A 17,828-nucleotide genomic window follows, 5' to 3' on the forward strand; every position below is an offset into this window, starting at 1 on the left:
CTTAATATGACGCTCGATAGAACCCAATCGCCTGCATTTCAGGCGATTCACGAAATACACTTACCTTTAGTTCAATCCCATCGTTTAGATAATGGCATTCCGCTCCATTTGATCGCCGTTGACCAGCAGCCCGTACTTCGCCTGGAATGTATGTTTGATGCGGGTACCTGGTATGAGCAAGTGCCCAGTAGCGCCTTCTTTGCCATGAAGATGTTGTCGGAAGGAACAACTTCCCGCTCATCTGCCCAGATTAGTGAATACGTGGATCGTTACGGAGCATTTCTGGAATTAAATAGTGGTCCCGATCGCGCCAGTATCGTTGTTCATTGTTTGACGAAATTTCTGCCTGATGTGTTGCCGCTTTTGCGTGATATTCTCAACGAGCCAACCTTCCCTCAGAAAGAATTAGACGACCTGAGAAATATTACACTCCAGAATTTACGGGTTAATTACGAGAAAAATGCCTACCTCGCGGGCGTTTTATTTCGCGAAAAACTCTTCGGAGCTGATCATCCCTATGGGCGCAGCCAACGCCCTGAAGCCGTTGAGCAACTTACGCGCGAAGGTGTTGTCGGGTTTTATGAACGAGTCATTCGAAATCGGCAGTTTCAGATTATTCTGGCCGGACAGGCTACCGAAAATGAAATTCTGCTAATTAATCGTTCTTTGGGGCAACTGCCTATTCGAACCGATAATCTACCTGGCTTTGCGGGTAATCTGCCAGTAGATAATGAGTTGCCATTGCTAGCCGAAAAGCCCGATAGTGTGCAATCTTCCATTCGATTAGGCCGGCGATTGTTTACCCGATCTCATCCCGATTTTTTCAGGATGCTGGTTACAAATGAAGTACTAGGAGGCTATTTCGGTTCGCGATTGATGAAGAATATTCGTGAAGAGAAAGGGTTTACCTACGGCATTTCATCGAATATGCCCTCATTTCGCCGTGACGGTTATTTCCTGATTGGTACAGATGTTAATAAAGAAAACACACAGGAAACACTAGATGAAATTCGGAAGGAAATTCATGTTCTTCAAACCGAGTTAGTCTCTGAAGATGAGCTGGAAACGGTGAAAAACTATATGGCTGGCGAATTTGTTGGTTCGCTTAATACGCCATTTGAGATTGCAGATCGTTATAAAGTGATTTTGTTGGATGGAATGTCGGCCGATTTTCTGACGACATATATTCAAAAACTCCGGGCGGTTACGCCCACTGATATTATAGTAATGGCCACCCGCTATCTGGCCGATGGAAGCTTGAATGAAGTAGTTGTTGGTGGTAAATAAGGGCTCTTTATGCTTAAAATTGGTGTATTAAACCGTTTTGTGGATTAAAAAGATTGGCCGTTTAGTAACAATCCCTTAATTTTGGGGTTACATTCCCTTTACAGGGCTAATCACTACGTAGGTTAGGCTCTTTATCCAGCAACCAGTTCTTAACTTTTATTGATGAACGTCCTAATTATTATCGTTACTACGGTAGTAGCTTATTTGTTGGGGTCCATTCCCTCTGCCGTTTGGTACGGTCAGGCATTTTTTGGTCTTGATATTCGTGAATATGGTAGTGGCAATGCTGGCGCTACCAACACCTTCCGGGTTTTGGGCAAACGGGCTGGAACTATAGTCATGTTGCTGGACGTGTTGAAAGGCTATACTGCAGCTATTTTATCTACCCTGCTCTGGTATGCCGATGTTATTACAGTCAACGAAATTCTGACGTTTAAAATCGTTTTCGGGCTGGTTGCCGTAATTGGACACTTATACCCAGTTTTCGCCAATTTTAAAGGAGGTAAAGGGGTGGCAACATTGCTGGGAATGATGCTGGCAACGCATCCAGAAATGGCAGCCGTTTGTATCGGTATTTTTCTACTGGTAGTTATTGCTTCGCAATATGTATCGTTGGGCTCTATTATGGCTGCATTGGCTTTTCCGGTTCTGTTGCTATTGCAGATCTTCGGTCAAAAAGAGAATCCGATACTCATTGTATTTGGCTTCGTTGTTTTTCTGCTCGTTGTTTTCACACACCAGAAAAATATTGGCCGATTATTACGTGGCGAAGAAAGTCGTACGATTCTAATTCGGTTTCGGAAAAAGCATTAAGCTAATTAACCTTATTCCAGTATAAATCAACGCCCCGTCGTTGCGCGAAAAGGCGTAACTTCGGGGCGAACTTTTGAGATGTATGATATAAGATGTATGATGTATAAAGTTCGGATACATCATACATCTTATATCATACGTCATACATCTTAGCATGACTAACTACCTTGAAGCCAATAAGCAACGATTTTTAGATGAGTTGCTTGACTTACTCCGAATTCCATCGGTTTCGGCCGATTCAACGTTCAAAGGCGATGTGCGCCGAGCTGCCGAATTTGTCAGAGATAAATTAACGGCTGCTGGTTTAGATAAGGCCACTTTATACGAAACACCGGGCCATCCGGTTGTTTATGCCGAAAAAATTGTGGACTCTACCCGGCCAACTGTTCTGGTATATGGTCACTACGATGTTCAACCGGCCGATCCCTATGAACTCTGGAATTCACCTCCTTTTGAACCAACTATTCGCAACGAACGGATTTATGCACGGGGCGCCTGTGATGACAAGGGACAATTTTACATGCATATCAAAGCCATCGAAGCCATGGTCGCTACGGATGGTCTACCCTGCAATGTGAAGGTAATGATTGAAGGAGAAGAAGAAGTTGGCTCCGATCATCTTGGCACATTTGTAAAGGAAAATCGCGATATGCTTAAGGCCGATGTGATTCTAATTTCGGATACGAGCATTATTTCAAATGAAACACCTTCGCTCGAAATGGGCCTTCGTGGTTTATCTTACGTAGAAGTGCAGGTAACGGGTGCGAATCGTGATCTGCATTCGGGGGTGTATGGTGGGGGAGTAGCCAATCCAATTAACGTCTTATGTGAGATGATAGCGTCGCTTCACGATGAGAATGGACGTATTACCATACCGGGCTTTTATGATAAAGTTGTTGATTTAAGTGATGTTGAACGGGCTGAATTAGCAAAAGCACCGTTTGACCTGGATGAATACAAGCAAGATCTGGGCATTAATGATGTAATGGGTGAAACTGGCTACTCAACCAATGAGCGTACCTCGATCCGACCAACATTAGACGTCAATGGCATTTGGGGTGGTTATACTGGCGAAGGAGCTAAAACGGTACTACCCTCCAAGGCATCTGCCAAAATCAGCATGCGCTTAGTACCCGATCAAACACCGGATGAAATTACGGAAATGTTTACGGCGCATTTTAAGTCGATCGCTCCTGCAGGTGTGACTGTTACGGTTGTGCCCCACCACGGTGGTATGCCTTATGTGACTCCTATTGATTCTGTTGAATTTGAAGCTGCCAGCAAAGCGTTTGAAGAAGCCTGGGGTAAAAAACCTATTCCAACTCGGGGCGGAGGCAGTATCCCAATTACAGCTTTGTTTGAACAGGAACTTGGTATTAAGTCAATTCTCATGGGTTTCGGCCTGGACAGTGATGCCTTGCATTCGCCAAATGAAAGCTATGGCCTTTTTAACTTCTATAAAGGCATCGAAACCATTCCTTATTTCTATAAACATTACGCAGCTCTTAAACAGTAATCGTTCTTCAGGAAGTCGCAGAAACCTGCCTGGGTTTAATCCCTCTTTTCTCTATGAAAAAAACGTTTTCGGTTCTTTTGCTAAGTTTTTTTATGGTGACATGGGCTTCGGCTCAGCAAACGCCAACTACACCACCTGCTCGTGTATTGACACCCGCTGAGCAAAAGCAGAAAGATAGAATAGACCGAGAAGTTCAGCGAGAACGGCAAATTAGGGCAGAATGGCTTCAAAAACAGCGCGAATACGAAGCGAAACAGGCAGAGAAAGAGCGTCAACGGCAAGCTAAAAAAGCAGGCAAAGAGTTACCTCCAAAGGAAGTCCCTCAGGCAAAACCAACTGTGGTAGCTCCAGCGGCAACAGTACCGGAGGCTCAGCCTCAATCACCAGTAAGCCAGCCAGTAGCAACAACACCCGCAATTGTAGATCCTACTGAAAAAGAAAAGCGCTCTAACGAAGAAAAAGCAGCGAAAGAAGCTAAAAAGGCACAGCAAAAAGCTGATAAACAAGCAGCTAGAGAAGCAAAGGAAGCGCAACAAAAAGCCGAGAAGCAAGCTGCGAGAGAAGCAAAAGAAGCGCAACAAAAAGCAGCTAAAGCAAGCCAAGTTCAGCCCTCGCCAATTACAGAAAAGCCAGTTGTCGTGCCAACACCAACTGAACCGACTGTAAAAACTGAAAAGCCGCAACGTCCAAAACGAGAAAAGAAACCAATTGTTGAAGGTACAGATTCCACAGCCCTGTTGTCTGGTAATAGTGCTGAACCAACTGTTGCTCGGGCGGGCCGGGAATTTCTGCCCAAAGGTCATTTGTTCGATCCAATTATTCTGGACCCTCTTGAAGCACAAACCTATGGGAGTATTTTGCCCGGTTATTGGACTGAAGGCCAGAAATATAAGGGTAGTATTGTACCTTTTGCCTTTGGGTTTGCCAAGCCTTTCTACCGTCGGACTACCGAACCGGGCCGGGCCGAAGAGTGGGTACTGGATTTAGCGTCATTTACGCAGTTTGAGGCTTATCATGATGATGTGATGAACAAAGCTCGTCGGCAGATTGTCAATACAGATTACAAAATCAGTATCATTTACAACATCCGGCGGGGCGAACACAACTATCGTATTCGAGTATATCATATATCGTCTCATTTAGGTGATGATTACATCTATCGGAATAAGCTAACGGCACCTTCGCCCAATTCGGTTAACTATGAACAGTTAGACTTTACCTATAGCCGTACCGTAAACAATTGGCGGCTATATGGTGGTGCTGGAATTGTGTTGCGAAAGACAGAAGAGCGGAAGCTACTTAGTGCACAGCTTGGCGCATTCTATAAAAAGCCATCCACCAAAGCAGCCCGATTGGTGGGCGGTGCAGATATTAAATTCTGGCAGCAAACCGATTTCCGGCCTGGAATTCATGGAGGCATTGGTATTGAATTAGGTCGGACACAAAATAATTTGACATTCCTGCTGGAAGGCTATTCGGGTTTTCGTCCGTATAGCCAGTATGAGCAACAGCAAACATCATGGATAGGCGTTGGCCTGTATCTAAATCCATTTTGATTTACGAGTTACGAATTACGATGTACGATGTAACGTACTAGCTGATTCGTAACTCGTAATTCGTAATTCGTAAATCACAACATGGCATTATCTGCATTAACGGCTATTTCTCCTGTTGATGGCCGCTATAGGTCTCAGGTTGAAGCTTTGGCTCCCTATTTCTCTGAATTAGGTTTGATCCATTATCGGGTTCGCATTGAAATCGAGTACTTTATCGCGCTTTGTGAATGGCCTATACCACAGTTGGCCGACGTTGACCCCGCTCAGTTTTCGGTATTACGAACGCTCTATGAAACGTTTTCGGAAGCGGATGCACTACGGATTAAGGAAATTGAGAAGACGACGAATCATGATGTAAAGGCCGTTGAATACTTTATTAAAGAAAAGCTGAAAGGATCGTCAGTTGAACCATTTCTGGAATTTGTTCACTTTGGTCTGACTTCTCAGGACATTAATAATACGGCTATTCCACTGTTATTGAGCGATGCACTTGATACTGAAATCGTACCGATCTATCGGGAAATATTCATGCGGTTGCAGGAGTTGGCCAATCAGTGGAAAGATGTACCAATGTTGGCACGTACGCACGGACAACCCGCTTCGCCAACTCGCCTTGGAAAAGAATTATTGGTGTTTGTTGAACGTATCGAAAAGCAGCTTCAGTTACTAGCCGAACTTCCAACAGCGGCTAAATTTGGGGGCGCAACGGGAAATTTCAATGCCCATGTTGTTGCTTATCCCAATGAAGACTGGAAGAAATTTGGTGATAAGTTTGTTGAAGGGCTTGGCATGGTTCGTAGCCAGTTTACGACCCAGATCGAGCATTATGATATGCTAGCGGCCACACTCGATGCATTCAAGCGCCTGAATACAATCCTGATTGATCTCGACCGGGATATCTGGACCTACGTGTCCATGAATTACTTCAAGCAACGATTAAAAGAAGGTGAAGTTGGATCGTCGGCGATGCCGCATAAAGTAAATCCAATTGATTTTGAGAATTCAGAAGGCAACTTAGGCATTGCCAACGCCATTTTTGAGCACTTATCGGCAAAATTACCCATTTCCCGGCTTCAACGTGACCTGACCGATTCGACCGTGTTGCGGAGTATTGGCGTCCCGTTTGCTCATTCGGTCATTGCCCTAAAATCGCTACTGAAAGGATTGAATAAGCTTGAGTTGAATCAGGCTGCCCTCAACGCCGATTTAGAAGACAATTGGGCTGTTGTTGCCGAAGGAATTCAAACGATTCTTCGCCGTGAAGGTTATCCACAGCCATACGAAGCCCTAAAAGCGCTAACTCGTACCAATCAGAAAATAACTGCTGATACCATCCGCGAATTTATTGATGGACTGAATGTGTCAGAAGCAGTGAAAGGGGAGTTGCGAGCTATTACGCCGTTTACATATACTGGCATATAAATTACAAATCAGCGTGTGCGGCCAAAAATAGAGCAACTAGCACCATCTATAAAGCCACATCAGCCAGCTATCGATACCCGCAATTCGGCTTCAACAGCATAGTTAGTTTTGAGTACGTCAATACTGGACTATGCTGGCTTTTACGATACTTCTGGCCATTCCCTTTCAACTACAACTAGTAGGTCTGGGTGCCTTTATCTTTCTGGTGTGGTATTTTATTTTGCGTAAATACCGCAGCTTAGGGTTAAGGATGTTCTTCCTGTTTAGTGCGGTGGCTGCGATGGCAGCTTACTGGCTTTATTGTGATATTCAGGATGAAAAATCAATGGTCCAAAACGGCCACTTATTGACGGCTACTGTCCTGGAGAAAAATAAACTAACGAGTGGGACAGGTTCAACTATAGACAATCAGATTACCGTTTTCTTTCAATACCCTGAGGGAAAAACACGAGTTATCAGCACATCAGAATACATTTCAAACGAAGAATTTTCTGCACTAACTATTGGCCAACACATTGCTGTGCTGTACAATCCTGTCAAGGAACAGGTGTACTACACAGTGAGCTTTAGTCGCTATAAAACGCAGCAGTGGATACTATATGCTTTGCCCATGTTTTTCTTCCTGATAGGGCTAATTTTTGGAATCGTTTTTAGAAACTATGAAGTAGGCATTCATGAAGATACAGGTGACGAATATTTAGAAAGAGACGGCAAAATTATTCTAGATGAAAAAGGTAATATAACGGCACGTACGTTGAAACGCCTGAATATTGCATGGAAATTAATTCAGATTTTTCGATGAATGCTAAAAGCTACTGACTGAGTTTTGTTTCTAAATAAATTCCTAATGAAACCTTACGTTGTTATCCTTATTGTCTTAGGAGGTTTGACATTTTTTGTATCTCTCTGGAGCGGAATTATTTATATTATTAGCTATGCTTCCGGTTGGCAAAAATTAGCCAAAACATACGCGACAACTTACACACCTAGCCAAACAAAAAGCTGTAGCTGCCTTTTTCGGAAATCCAGTAGTTATAACGGCGTTGTTCAATATGCATCTACCAGAGAAGGCCTTTACTTAAAAACAATAAAACTGTTTTCCATTGGCCATAAGCCATTATTTATTCCATGGACAGACATTGAAAACTACGAATCCGGGAATTTATCGACACCCTACAAGCATAGATTTATGTTTTATAAATCTCACTTTAACGTAAAGGATGTCTCAATTTATATTAGCCAGGATGTGAAGGCAATGCAGACGCAGTAGTAAGTGCCGAATAAAATTATCAGGTGAATAAACTATTAATTATAGTTTATTCACCTGATAATTTTATATAGCTCGCAACAATACATCATATACCATACATCATACAGACGAGCCCTTCCGCTACTAACGCCCAGTTATGTGCCTCACATTGCCAACGCATTTGCACAATAGATCGATCAGCAAGATGGCGTAGAAAAGGCTGTTCATAAGCCGTGAGCAAGCCTGCAATGAAGAAATGAAATGTTTTGACATCCTGCTCAATCCCATCCAGCGAGGGTTGAGGTACTAGTTCGCCTAAACGGCGCAAAGCAGTTACGAGCATAAATTGCTCAACGCAGTTAGTACTTTTGGTTAATTCATGATACGCATCAGTAATCAGACGAGGGCGAATAGGTTCCAGGTCTGGAATATCGAAAGCAGCCATCAGCCGGGTTAGATGATAAATAATCAGCGATGTTCGGGCGTAGTGGGGCGCACACCGAAACGGCTCCGATACATATCGCCCTGACTCTACAATTGACCGCAGATAAGTCAGCGAATCGGTATCGTGCTGATTTAGCGGTAGTCTGTACTGATAAATACAATAGAGAATGTTGCTCAGCGCACAGGCATCGAAATCCACGCCCATATTTTTACCAAACCAGGTTGAGTAAGCCCGTAAATGCCGATAATCAGTGTAGGTATTCCGAATTTGGTGTCGCTGGCTACCATTGGCATGCTGGCTCAGCTTGCCTTTTAGCCAGAGTTTATCTGTTTGAGATTGGTTCGTCGTCAGGTAAACCATAGCCGTATCGTCAATGTCGTCGGGGATACGGAAATGCTCAAAACGACGAAACAGGTAACCATTTGGAAAGTGTCGGGATGGGCGGGTAGGCCAAAAATTGTACGTATTTAGGCCGTCTTTATTCCGGAAATTTGGGTAAGCAATAACGGCTCGTTTGGCTATTATGTCAATCAGCAACTGGGTTTCAGGCTGGACACGAGCACGCAGGGATTGCAACGTAAAGACGGTAATAGCCGTAAAGAAAATATTGATATCCTCCCGCCGGTACCCAATTGTATCATTCCGGCGAACCGATGGAAGCAGGCCCGTCTCATCCTGCAAATCGGCAATGCGCTGAATGATGGTCTCGGTCGTCAGAGCAGTCATAGTTTTGGTAAAAGTACTGTTTCATGTATTCTCTTTTTAACGATTAAGGTTAGATATTTGCCATCTGATCCATTGGACTACTCAATGCCAAACCTGATTTTATTTGACGACCCAGTTATCCGAACAGCGCTGCTGCCTTTCACCTTCACGCGACCGGTGGCAGGTATCCGTGTTGGCATTCAGACACTGGCCGAAAAATGGGCCGACGTGCTTGGTCAGGAAGTATCGTTTTTGACGGAACCATATCTACAAGCCAAATTCCCTCAAAACACTTCCTCCGACAACTGGTACGTCAACGGAGTTGTTTGCCCAACAACTGCGCTGCACGAGGCCATTTTAACACTAGCACCCGGTGCTGGTCTTATTACGACGGGTGGGGTAGTGCTGGCCGTGCGAACGAATTGCCAGTTGGTAACTCCACCCACGGTTAACAATGAGTATGATTTTCAGACATTCGAGGAGCCGCTGACCATCATTTATAATCTGTGGGACATTTTCGTGCACAATGGAGATCAGATTCGTGCCGACTTTGCCCGATTAACCGCCGGACGAACTTCGACGCCCATTACCGACCCATTCACCCGCTGCTACGCTCCTGAAAACATTTTTGTGGAATCAGGTGCCACCATCAGGGCCTCAATTCTAAATGCTGAAGGAGGTCCTATTTACATTGGTCGTGACGCAACGATCAGCGAAGGGTCTATCGTGATTGGTCCATTTTCGCTTGGCGAAGAGTCAACTGTAAACTGGGGCGGAAAAATGCGTAGCAATACTACTATTGGTCCCTTCTGCAAAGTTGGGGGCGAAGTGGGTAACTCCATTTTCTTTGGCTATAGCAACAAAGGACACGACGGTTTTCTGGGCAATTCGGTCGTTGGGGAATGGTGCAATTTGGGCGCAAACGTGAACAATTCGAATCTCAAAAACGACTATAGCAACGTTAAACTCCATTCCTACGCAACTGGCCAGCTCGAAGATACAGGTCGTATTTTCTGCGGACTGATGATGGGCGACTTTACCAAAGCTGGCATTAGTACCATGTTTAACACCGGCACCGTTGTAGGCGTTAGTGCCAACGTGTTTGGCAGTGGATTTCAACCAAAGCACGTATCCTCTTTTTCGTGGGGTGGGGCTATAGACGGCTTTGCAACTTATCGACTTGATAAAGCACTTCATGTAGCCGCAGAAGCCTTCAAACGGCGTAATAAAACGTTCGACAAGCAGGAAGAAGATATCTTGAGAGAAATCTTCTCTCTGGAGAGAACACGATCATTTGACAATTCGTCTCGATTCGATTTATAGCTTTCCCTTCGCTCCTCTAGCAGGAGCGAAGGGGGAACGAACTTATGCAATTTTCCGAAATAATTGGCCAGGAAGAAACCAAGCAGTTACTGCTTCGGGCGGTTCAGACGAATCATCTCGCCCATGCGTTGCTGTTCGATGGCTCCGAAGGTAGTGCCAACCTCGCGCTGGCATTGGCGTTGGCCCAATACGTCAACTGTGAGGATAAGCACCCTGAAGATGCCTGCGGACGATGTGCGTCCTGCATAAAAATTCAGAAGCTCGTCCATCCTGATCTACACATGGTTTTTCCGGTAGCGAATCTGGCAAAAGGTAAAAACTCAGAAGCGTACCTGGTCGACTGGCGGAAGTTTCTGATTGAACAGCCCTATCGCACATTACCCGACTGGCTCGAAACCATGGGAGCCGATAATAAGCAGGGTAATATTTCCGCAGAAGAAGCCCGGAATATTCTGCAAAAACTGTCGTTGAAAGCTTATGAGGGCGCGTATAAAATCATGCTCATCTGGCTCCCCGAACTGATGAACGTAACCTCGGCCAATGCACTGCTGAAAGTATTGGAGGAGCCGCCCGCCCAGACGCTGTTTCTGCTTGTTACAAACCAACCCGATAAGCTACTCATCACTATCTTGTCCCGAACTCAACGGGTCGCCGTGCGAACTTTTACGGATGAAGAAGTGGCCACCTATCTTCGCCAACAGCTGAACCTCGATGAGACCACTGCACGGCGGCTGGCTTACTTGGCCGATGGGAATCTAGCCAATGCCTTACAACTGAGCCAGAATGATACGGCATCGACAGACCAACATACCTGGTTTGCCGAATGGATGCGCACTTGCTACCGACAGGATTTAATTTCACTGGTAAAGCAGGCCGACCAGTTCGATGGTTTCAGTAAGGAAAAACAAAAAGGGCTATTGGATTATAGCATTCGCCTGTACCGTGATCTGTTTCTATGGCAACAGGGAGCGGCTGAATTGCTACGTTTGCCGGATAATGAGATGGCATTCGTAAAAAATTTCTCTAAAATATTGACAATTAATCACATCGAGTACATCGTACACGACCTGAACGAAGCCACTTACCACCTCGAACGAAACGCTCGCGCCAAAATGATTATGTTGGATATGTCACTAACATTCAGTCGATTGATCCGCGCGTGATAGGTTTCAGATTTAATGTTCCATGTTGTTACGTGCAAGAATGCTGGACTGGAGCCGAACATTCTAATAGGGAGCATTAAATATTGAACCTGAAACAATTTAAAGACTAATGAAAGCCCGAACGCCCAAGCCTAAACAGATTATCGGCATGACGGATCTCGTCGACTTTCCAGACCTAAGCCTTTTTGATGTTCAGGCCAAAGTTGACACAGGAGCCTACACGTCGGCGCTACATTGTAAAGACGTTCGGGTAATAAAGTCGGGACTTAAGAGAATTTTAAGTTTTTTGCTGATTGACAAAACCGGTGAGGATGCACGACCGTTTTATAGCGACCAGTTCAGCCAGCGCATGATTCGCAACTCGTTTGGCGTAGCCGAAAAACGGTATGTTATTAAAACCCGCATCATCTTATTCGGACGCACCATTCGGGCGGAGTTTACACTTGCCGACCGTGAAAACCTCAAAAACCCAGTTCTGCTAGGTCGTAAGCTACTCCGTAACCGCTTTATCGTAGACGTTTCACAGAAAAATTTATCGTATCAGAAAAAAAAGTCGCTGGTTAACAGTCAATAGTAGTTAGTAAAACGAATTATTCGCTTTTACTGACCACGCCTATCGACTGCCGACTATCGGCGAACCACTTTTATGCGTATTGCCATTTTATCGGCTAAGCCTGATTTATATTCTACCCAACGACTTCTGGAAGCCGCCCATCAGCGCGGCCATGAGGGTCTTGTGGTCAATCATTTGAACAGCCAGGTCATGATTGAGGGCGGAAAGCCTTCGATACTTTATGAAGGCCAGGAGCTGGGCTCGCTCGATGCGGTTGTGCCTCGCATTGGAGCCTCCGTAACCGACTATGGGTGTGCCGTTGTCCGGCAGTTTGAGATGATGGGTGTTTTCACGACGGCTAAATCGCAGGCTATTATGCGCTCGCGAAACAAGCTACGGAGTTTGCAGGTCCTCTCAAAAGCAGGTGTTGGTCTACCCAAAACAGTTTTTGCCAATCATCCTAAAAATGGCGACATTACTCAGCTCATCAATCTCGTTGGTGGTCCGCCTGTGGTGATTAAACTATTGGAAGGAACGCAGGGTATTGGTGTTGTACTGGCCGAAACGACCAAAGCTGCCAAGTCGACGATCGAAGCGTTTTATGGCCTGAAAAAGAACGTATTGGTTCAGGAGTTCATCGCCGAATCTAAGGGGGCCGACATCCGGGCGATTGTTATTGGCGGTCGCGTAGTGGGTGCCATGCGACGGCAAGGCGTTGAGGGCGATTTTCGCTCGAATATCCATCGGGGTGGTAATGCTGTTGCAGTAGAACTTACCCCCAATGAAGAAAAAACGGCGATAGATGCTGCCCGCGCCCTCGGCCTGAAAGTAGCCGGAGTCGATATGCTTCCCTCAGATCGCGGTCCGTTAGTATTGGAAGTCAACTCATCGCCAGGGCTGGAAGGGATCGAAACGGCAACAGGAATCGACATCGCCACCCAAATCATTGCTTATATTGAAGACAAAATTCGCGCCGACGAAGGCGACACGGTGGGCGTGTAGGTTAATGATGAATGATGAATGATGAATTAACTTAGCCACTCGAAACCGCATTCATCATTCATCATTTATAATTCATCATTAAAAATGCCTGCTCTCGACCCTGATTTGAAAAAAGCCATTGTCCGAATGTCGGGGATGGAAAAAGATAAATTGCTACTTCGTTTAGTTGCCAAAGATGCTGTACTGACCGAACGACTTCAATTCGAGCTGGTAGAAGAGGGCAAAATGATAGACGAACGGCGTAGCCTGATTCGGGAGTTTATTGACCGAACGGCAAAACTTCACGCCGATACAGCAGGTTGGCTAATGATGGATATGCGTACAGTAAGCGGTTACATCAGCCGCCATTTGAAAGTGACAAAAGACAAGTACGGTGAGGTAGAACTAATGCTTTACATGCTCAATACATTTTACGACAACAACGCCCACCTGCTTCAGAAGTACAATTCACGCACCGACAAAGCCGCTGAATACATTGCGAAACGTACTGATCAGGTAGTAAAAAAAGCCAGCAAACTCGATCCGGATTACCACATCGAGTTTGCCGACGAGATTAATAAACTACTTGGCTGGGTCAACAATACTGCTTCAGCGCACTACGCCCGAATATTAGGTCTGCCAAAAGAGTGGCTCGTGTGAGTCTATCATTTCAGTATTTCATCTTTAGAAGCTATAGGCAAACGCCAACCCGAAGGCACGAACTCCGTAATAGGGGCCATTTAACGTTGCTGTAATCGTTGGCAGGTTCAGGGATGACTGTACTGTATAGAGCGGCAACTTTGTATTGTCAATGTCGTTTTTCAGCTTAATAATGTCGGCAGGTTTCAGGCTGGGCCAGAGGGGATCTTCGCCCGTGAACGTAGATTTTACCTGTGTGCCATAGAAAGGGCCCAACAACCATAGGTCGAGGCCAATGTGTTTGCCAAACAGCCACTGATAACCAAGCAGAACGCCAGCTCCACCGCCACTGAAACTAGCATTCAGGTGAGCATGGTGCAGAATGCCATCGCTGGGTGTATACGTATAATCATTGCTGATATCCATACTGGCATAGCGAACAAACGGAGCCAGATACCAGCCTGTAGGTGCATGACCCGCCAGATAGAAACGGTATTCGAGTGTACCGATCTTCTTATTAAACAGAGTTGTTTCAATAGCCCGCTTAGCATCCTGATTATCGCCATACTGATTCAGAAGCGCATCCTTAAAGGGTACAGGTGTATTATTAGGCGTATAACTACCCGACAGTGTAATAGAGCTATGTCGATTCAAGACGCGCTCAACTTGCAGGGTATAACTATTAATGACCACACCCGACAAGTTAAGTTTAACGACCGTTCGATTGGTGAGTACCTGTGCCTGTGTAGATGGAAGGTAAAGGCCGATCAATAGCAAAGTCAACAGAAAAAACGATTGATTTTTCATACGGTTGCTTGATTATAAAGTGAACAGTTAATTATGGGTTATTCGCAAAATTGGCCGGACATGGCATGCACCTACACCAATCTATCCTGATTGAGTTTGCAGGGTAATTGTGATAAACAATAGCTGGAAGTGAATTTCATAAGGCGAGTGTAGACGTTGATTTGCTCAACAAAACTCGCCTTCCATGCCCCGTGGTGAAATAGTTAGTGCTAACGATTTTTGGGATAATTTCTCCCTATTTTATACCAATCCTTGCTCACGAGCAAAATTGACCAGGCCAACAGGCGTGTCGATTCCGAGTTTACGAGCAATGTTACGCCGATGTGCATTGATCGTGAACTCACTGACAGCGAGTGCATCGGCAATCTGTTTGGTTGTTACTCCGTTGCTAATCTGTTGAATAATTTCTACCTCACGCTTTGTAAGCTGGTATTTGCGCATGAAGGCATCGCTCGGCGAACTAGTTGTATCGGCAGAAGGATGATTGGACGATTCTATGGTGGGCTGTAACGTCGGAAACCAGGGCTTCCCTGATCGCACCTGCTGCACCGCGGTTTTGAGGGTTGGCGCATCGGTAGACTTGAGCAGGTAACCCATCGCACCCAGCGCCTGCACCTCCCGAATTCGCTGGGGCTGATTATAGCTCGTGAAGACAATGACTTTCACAGTGGGGAAATCCCGGCGAATCTGCTTAAGAGCCGTCAGACCGTCGGTTTTCGGCATATTCAGGTCTAACAAAACCATATCGACCGGATGCAGATGCAGATAGTCTAGCAGTTGATGACCGTTTGTAACAGACGGAAGCAGATCGGTGTCGGGCAGGTCGGACAGTACACTTCGCAGTCCGTCGAGCAAAAGAGGATGGTCATCGGCAAGGAGAAGGCGCATAAGGAAAGTCGACAGTTAATGCCTTAAAATTCTTATCCACAACGTTCGCCTGAAATAGTTATCTCTAACTAATTTTCGATGCTGCGGGCGAATGTTCTTCGGCGATTCGTTTAGGTACTTCGAGGTTGTCAATAACGACCAGTGTTCCACCCTCGGCTTTGCGCTGTACGTCCATCTGCCCGTGACGAAGCGCTACTTTAGTTCGGATTGTCTGCAATCCCTGTCCGTCGCCCACCGTATCAGCTGGCATACCTACACCGTTGTCTTCTACTAGAATCGTTATGTGCTGATCGTGTTCAATAACCTCAATGGTAGCTTCGGTAGCTTGTGCATGCCGGATAACATTATGCACTAATTCCTGCACAATTCGGTAGAGATCGCTCAGAAACGGTAATGGTAGTGAATCCTCGAATCCAACAACAATCGTCTGAATTTTAACTTTTTCTGACAGGTTAATACTCTCCGCTAATTCCTCAACAGCCCGCTTGAACCCTTGTTGTTCAATGAGCTGCGGAGTCAGACGATGGCTAATCCCACGTACAGTGCTGGTCACAGAAGCCAGTACGTCCTGTGCTTTCCGAAGCTTGGGGCCGGTAGGCGTATCAGTTTCTACCGTTTCCAGCGCCGATGATACATTGAGCAATACCACTGCCAGTAATGGATTTACTTCATTATGAAGTTGATCGGCAATGGTCAGGCGTTCATTTTCTTCTGCCTGCATAACGCCGTGCATCAGGTCGATTTGTCGTTGTTTTTCAAGTTGCTCAAGTTGACTCTGTTGCAAAGCCTCGCGCTGGCGGGCGCGAACCTGCCTGTTCCGGACATACAGCGCCAACAACCCAATAGCCAGCAACGCCAGGGCAATGATGACTCCATAGAACAGTCGTTCGCGTTGGAGCTGCCGTTCACGAGATGCATTTTCGGCATTCAGGCGGTTGATTTGCTCTTCTTTATCGCGGATGCGCACGCGAGCCAGAATCTGTTGCACGGCCCGATATTGGTTCAGACTGGTGAGTGAATCCCGGATAGTATAGTAAGCATCTAAGGCTTGCCCATATTTATTATAATCTCCCTGCGCTTTGTGCAGATCAGCTAAGGCCTGATAATAATACAACCCTATAGAGGTGTATCGACTAGCAGTTATATTTTGATCAAATACAGCTAATAATCGCTGTACCTCAGTGTACTGTCCCATTTTGAGCAAAGCATGAGCATAAAATAACTCAGGAGGCAGTATCGAAAACGCACTTGCAGTATTTCCCTTAGTGAGCGATTTCTTGTAGTAATCGGCCGCTTTTGCAAAATTTTTCTCATGATCGGCCAGCATACCTGCTGCCAGAAAATAGCTTGTGTAGGGAATCTGGAACTCGGGCACACCAAACTGCTGTCGACTCGTATCCAGAAAGGCCTGGGCTTTGTCAAACTGACCCTGGTAACTCTTTACAAACGCCATTTCGGCGTTGATATAGGGTACGAAAGGACCTTTAGGATTAGGCCGTACTATATCGTCATAGACCAGATCTGCAAACTTTCCCGCATTGTCATAATCGGTCAATAATAGGTTAAGCTGTACCAGAATGTATAAGATCGTTGGGCGCGGATTGCGGAAATAAACAGTGGTTCGCTCGTAGAAGCGGGGTTTCCGAATTAGCGTACTGTCATTAGCGAGGGAAAGTAGACTATCGAACGCCATAATCTGATCATTGGGGTTAGTCAGATAATGTTGAGTTCGGTTGAAACGAGCCATAAACAAAGCATTCTTGTCTGGCAGATTCGAAGCTAACCGGATGGCTTCATCAAAATCAGGGCGCATAGCTTCGGATTTACCCTGTCGAGCTTTCGACAACGCCCGAAATGTATACATAAACGACAGCGTCTCGCGATCATTTATAGCTTTAGCCACTTGTTCGCCAAGAGCCAGGTAATGGGCCAGAGAATCAGGCTTACTCCAATCCAAATATAGTTGAACAGTATACGCAATAGCCTGGCCATAAAGTTTAGGTATTGAGCGGGCATTCTGGCGAGCCTGTCGAAACAGTGGCTCAGCTTCGGCATAATGGCTAAGTGACTCATAGCTCTTGCCCCAATTAATGAGTATAATGTGAATCCAGGTTCGATTGCCTGTTTTTTGCACTTTCGGCACGTATTGAGCCAGCCACTCGTACGCCAACGGCAGATTTGTCTGACCCATGTCCTGAATTAGGTCGCAGGTTTGCCGGAATGTGGATTCGGTAAGAGATTGACGCTGGAGTCGAGCCCATTCTGCCCGCCCTTCGGCTTCGGTATAGGTACGCGCCTGACCGACACCATATGCCAGCAGCAGCAATATTAATGAGCCAATAAGTTTCCGGATAATCATAATGAGTTCCGTTTAGTCACATATAGCCTATATACGTAAAAATAGTCGCCCGAGGGGAACACATTTAATACTATTGATCAAATGGACTAAATAAGTTCAGAATTCGGGAATGCCTCAAGCTA

General features: G+C 45.6%; 16 protein-coding genes. 12 read left to right on the forward strand and 4 right to left on the reverse strand.

Features of this window, described 5'->3' with window-relative positions; translation table 11 throughout:
- The first annotated feature begins 6 nt into the window (after positions 1-6).
- The 7 genes from GO755_RS11555 (at position 7) to GO755_RS11585 (ending at position 7,864) form a co-directional block, all read left to right on the forward strand.
- Positions 7-1,287: a M16 family metallopeptidase gene (locus GO755_RS11555; RefSeq protein ID WP_157584918.1), complete on the forward strand. Its 1,281-nt coding sequence runs from the start codon at positions 7-9 to the stop codon at positions 1,285-1,287.
- A 162-nt stretch (positions 1,288-1,449) separates the two neighbouring features.
- Positions 1,450-2,100 carry a glycerol-3-phosphate 1-O-acyltransferase PlsY gene (gene plsY / locus GO755_RS11560; protein WP_157584919.1) on the forward strand — a complete coding sequence of 217 codons (651 nt, stop codon included), beginning with the start codon at positions 1,450-1,452 and terminating at the stop codon, positions 2,098-2,100.
- Between the two features lie 154 nt (positions 2,101-2,254).
- The gene (locus tag GO755_RS11565) at positions 2,255-3,616 is read left to right on the forward strand and encodes a dipeptidase (protein ID WP_157584920.1); all 1,362 of its coding nucleotides are present in this window, start codon (positions 2,255-2,257) and stop codon (positions 3,614-3,616) included.
- A 53-nt stretch (positions 3,617-3,669) separates the two neighbouring features.
- Positions 3,670-5,172, forward strand: a complete 1,503-nt coding sequence (locus GO755_RS11570) for a DUF1207 domain-containing protein (RefSeq protein WP_157584921.1) — start codon at positions 3,670-3,672, stop codon at positions 5,170-5,172.
- 81 nt (positions 5,173-5,253) lie between these two features.
- A complete protein-coding gene (gene purB / locus GO755_RS11575) occupies positions 5,254-6,594 on the forward strand; it encodes an adenylosuccinate lyase (RefSeq protein ID WP_157584922.1) in 1,341 nt (446 codons plus the stop codon).
- 130 nt (positions 6,595-6,724) lie between these two features.
- A complete protein-coding gene (locus GO755_RS11580; protein ID WP_157584923.1) occupies positions 6,725-7,396 on the forward strand; it encodes a DUF3592 domain-containing protein in 672 nt (223 codons plus the stop codon).
- 45 nt (positions 7,397-7,441) lie between these two features.
- On the forward strand, positions 7,442-7,864 hold the full coding sequence (locus GO755_RS11585) for a hypothetical protein (RefSeq protein ID WP_157584924.1): 423 nt from the start codon (positions 7,442-7,444) through the stop codon (positions 7,862-7,864).
- 85 nt (positions 7,865-7,949) lie between these two features.
- Here the strand turns inward: GO755_RS11585 and GO755_RS11590 are convergent, their stop codons facing one another.
- The gene (locus GO755_RS11590) at positions 7,950-9,014 is read right to left on the reverse strand and encodes a hypothetical protein (RefSeq protein ID WP_157584925.1); all 1,065 of its coding nucleotides are present in this window, start codon (positions 9,012-9,014) and stop codon (positions 7,950-7,952) included.
- Positions 9,015-9,098: 84 nt separating this feature from the next.
- On the opposite strand from GO755_RS11590, the gene GO755_RS11595 reads away from it, so the two are divergent.
- The 5 genes from GO755_RS11595 (at position 9,099) to GO755_RS11615 (ending at position 13,673) form a co-directional block, all read left to right on the forward strand.
- Positions 9,099-10,316, forward strand: coding sequence for a GlmU family protein (locus tag GO755_RS11595; protein WP_157584926.1), 1,218 nt, complete (start codon positions 9,099-9,101; stop codon positions 10,314-10,316).
- A 44-nt stretch (positions 10,317-10,360) separates the two neighbouring features.
- Entirely contained in the window at positions 10,361-11,479 is a 1,119-nt protein-coding gene (gene holB / locus GO755_RS11600; RefSeq protein WP_157584927.1) for a DNA polymerase III subunit delta', read from the forward strand.
- A gap of 109 nt (positions 11,480-11,588) precedes the next feature.
- Positions 11,589-12,053: an ATP-dependent zinc protease family protein gene (locus GO755_RS11605; protein ID WP_227686932.1), complete on the forward strand. Its 465-nt coding sequence runs from the start codon at positions 11,589-11,591 to the stop codon at positions 12,051-12,053.
- Between the two features lie 72 nt (positions 12,054-12,125).
- Positions 12,126-13,034, forward strand: a complete 909-nt coding sequence (gene rimK, locus GO755_RS11610; protein ID WP_157584928.1) for a 30S ribosomal protein S6--L-glutamate ligase — start codon at positions 12,126-12,128, stop codon at positions 13,032-13,034.
- Between the two features lie 84 nt (positions 13,035-13,118).
- A complete protein-coding gene (locus GO755_RS11615; protein ID WP_157584929.1) occupies positions 13,119-13,673 on the forward strand; it encodes a hypothetical protein in 555 nt (184 codons plus the stop codon).
- Positions 13,674-13,697: 24 nt separating this feature from the next.
- Here the strand turns inward: GO755_RS11615 and GO755_RS11620 are convergent, their stop codons facing one another.
- From GO755_RS11620 to GO755_RS11630, 3 genes are all read right to left on the reverse strand, one after another.
- Complete coding sequence (locus GO755_RS11620; protein WP_157584930.1) at positions 13,698-14,459, reverse strand: DUF3575 domain-containing protein; 762 nt, start codon at positions 14,457-14,459, stop codon at positions 13,698-13,700.
- Between the two features lie 240 nt (positions 14,460-14,699).
- Complete coding sequence (locus GO755_RS11625) at positions 14,700-15,347, reverse strand: response regulator transcription factor (RefSeq protein ID WP_157584931.1); 648 nt, start codon at positions 15,345-15,347, stop codon at positions 14,700-14,702.
- 64 nt (positions 15,348-15,411) lie between these two features.
- Complete coding sequence (locus GO755_RS11630) at positions 15,412-17,706, reverse strand: sensor histidine kinase (RefSeq protein ID WP_157584932.1); 2,295 nt, start codon at positions 17,704-17,706, stop codon at positions 15,412-15,414.
- Positions 17,707-17,828 lie beyond the last annotated feature (122 nt).

It is taken from the genome of Spirosoma arboris, from assembly GCF_009754945.1.
GTDB classification, from domain to species: domain Bacteria; phylum Bacteroidota; class Bacteroidia; order Cytophagales; family Spirosomataceae; genus Spirosoma; species Spirosoma arboris.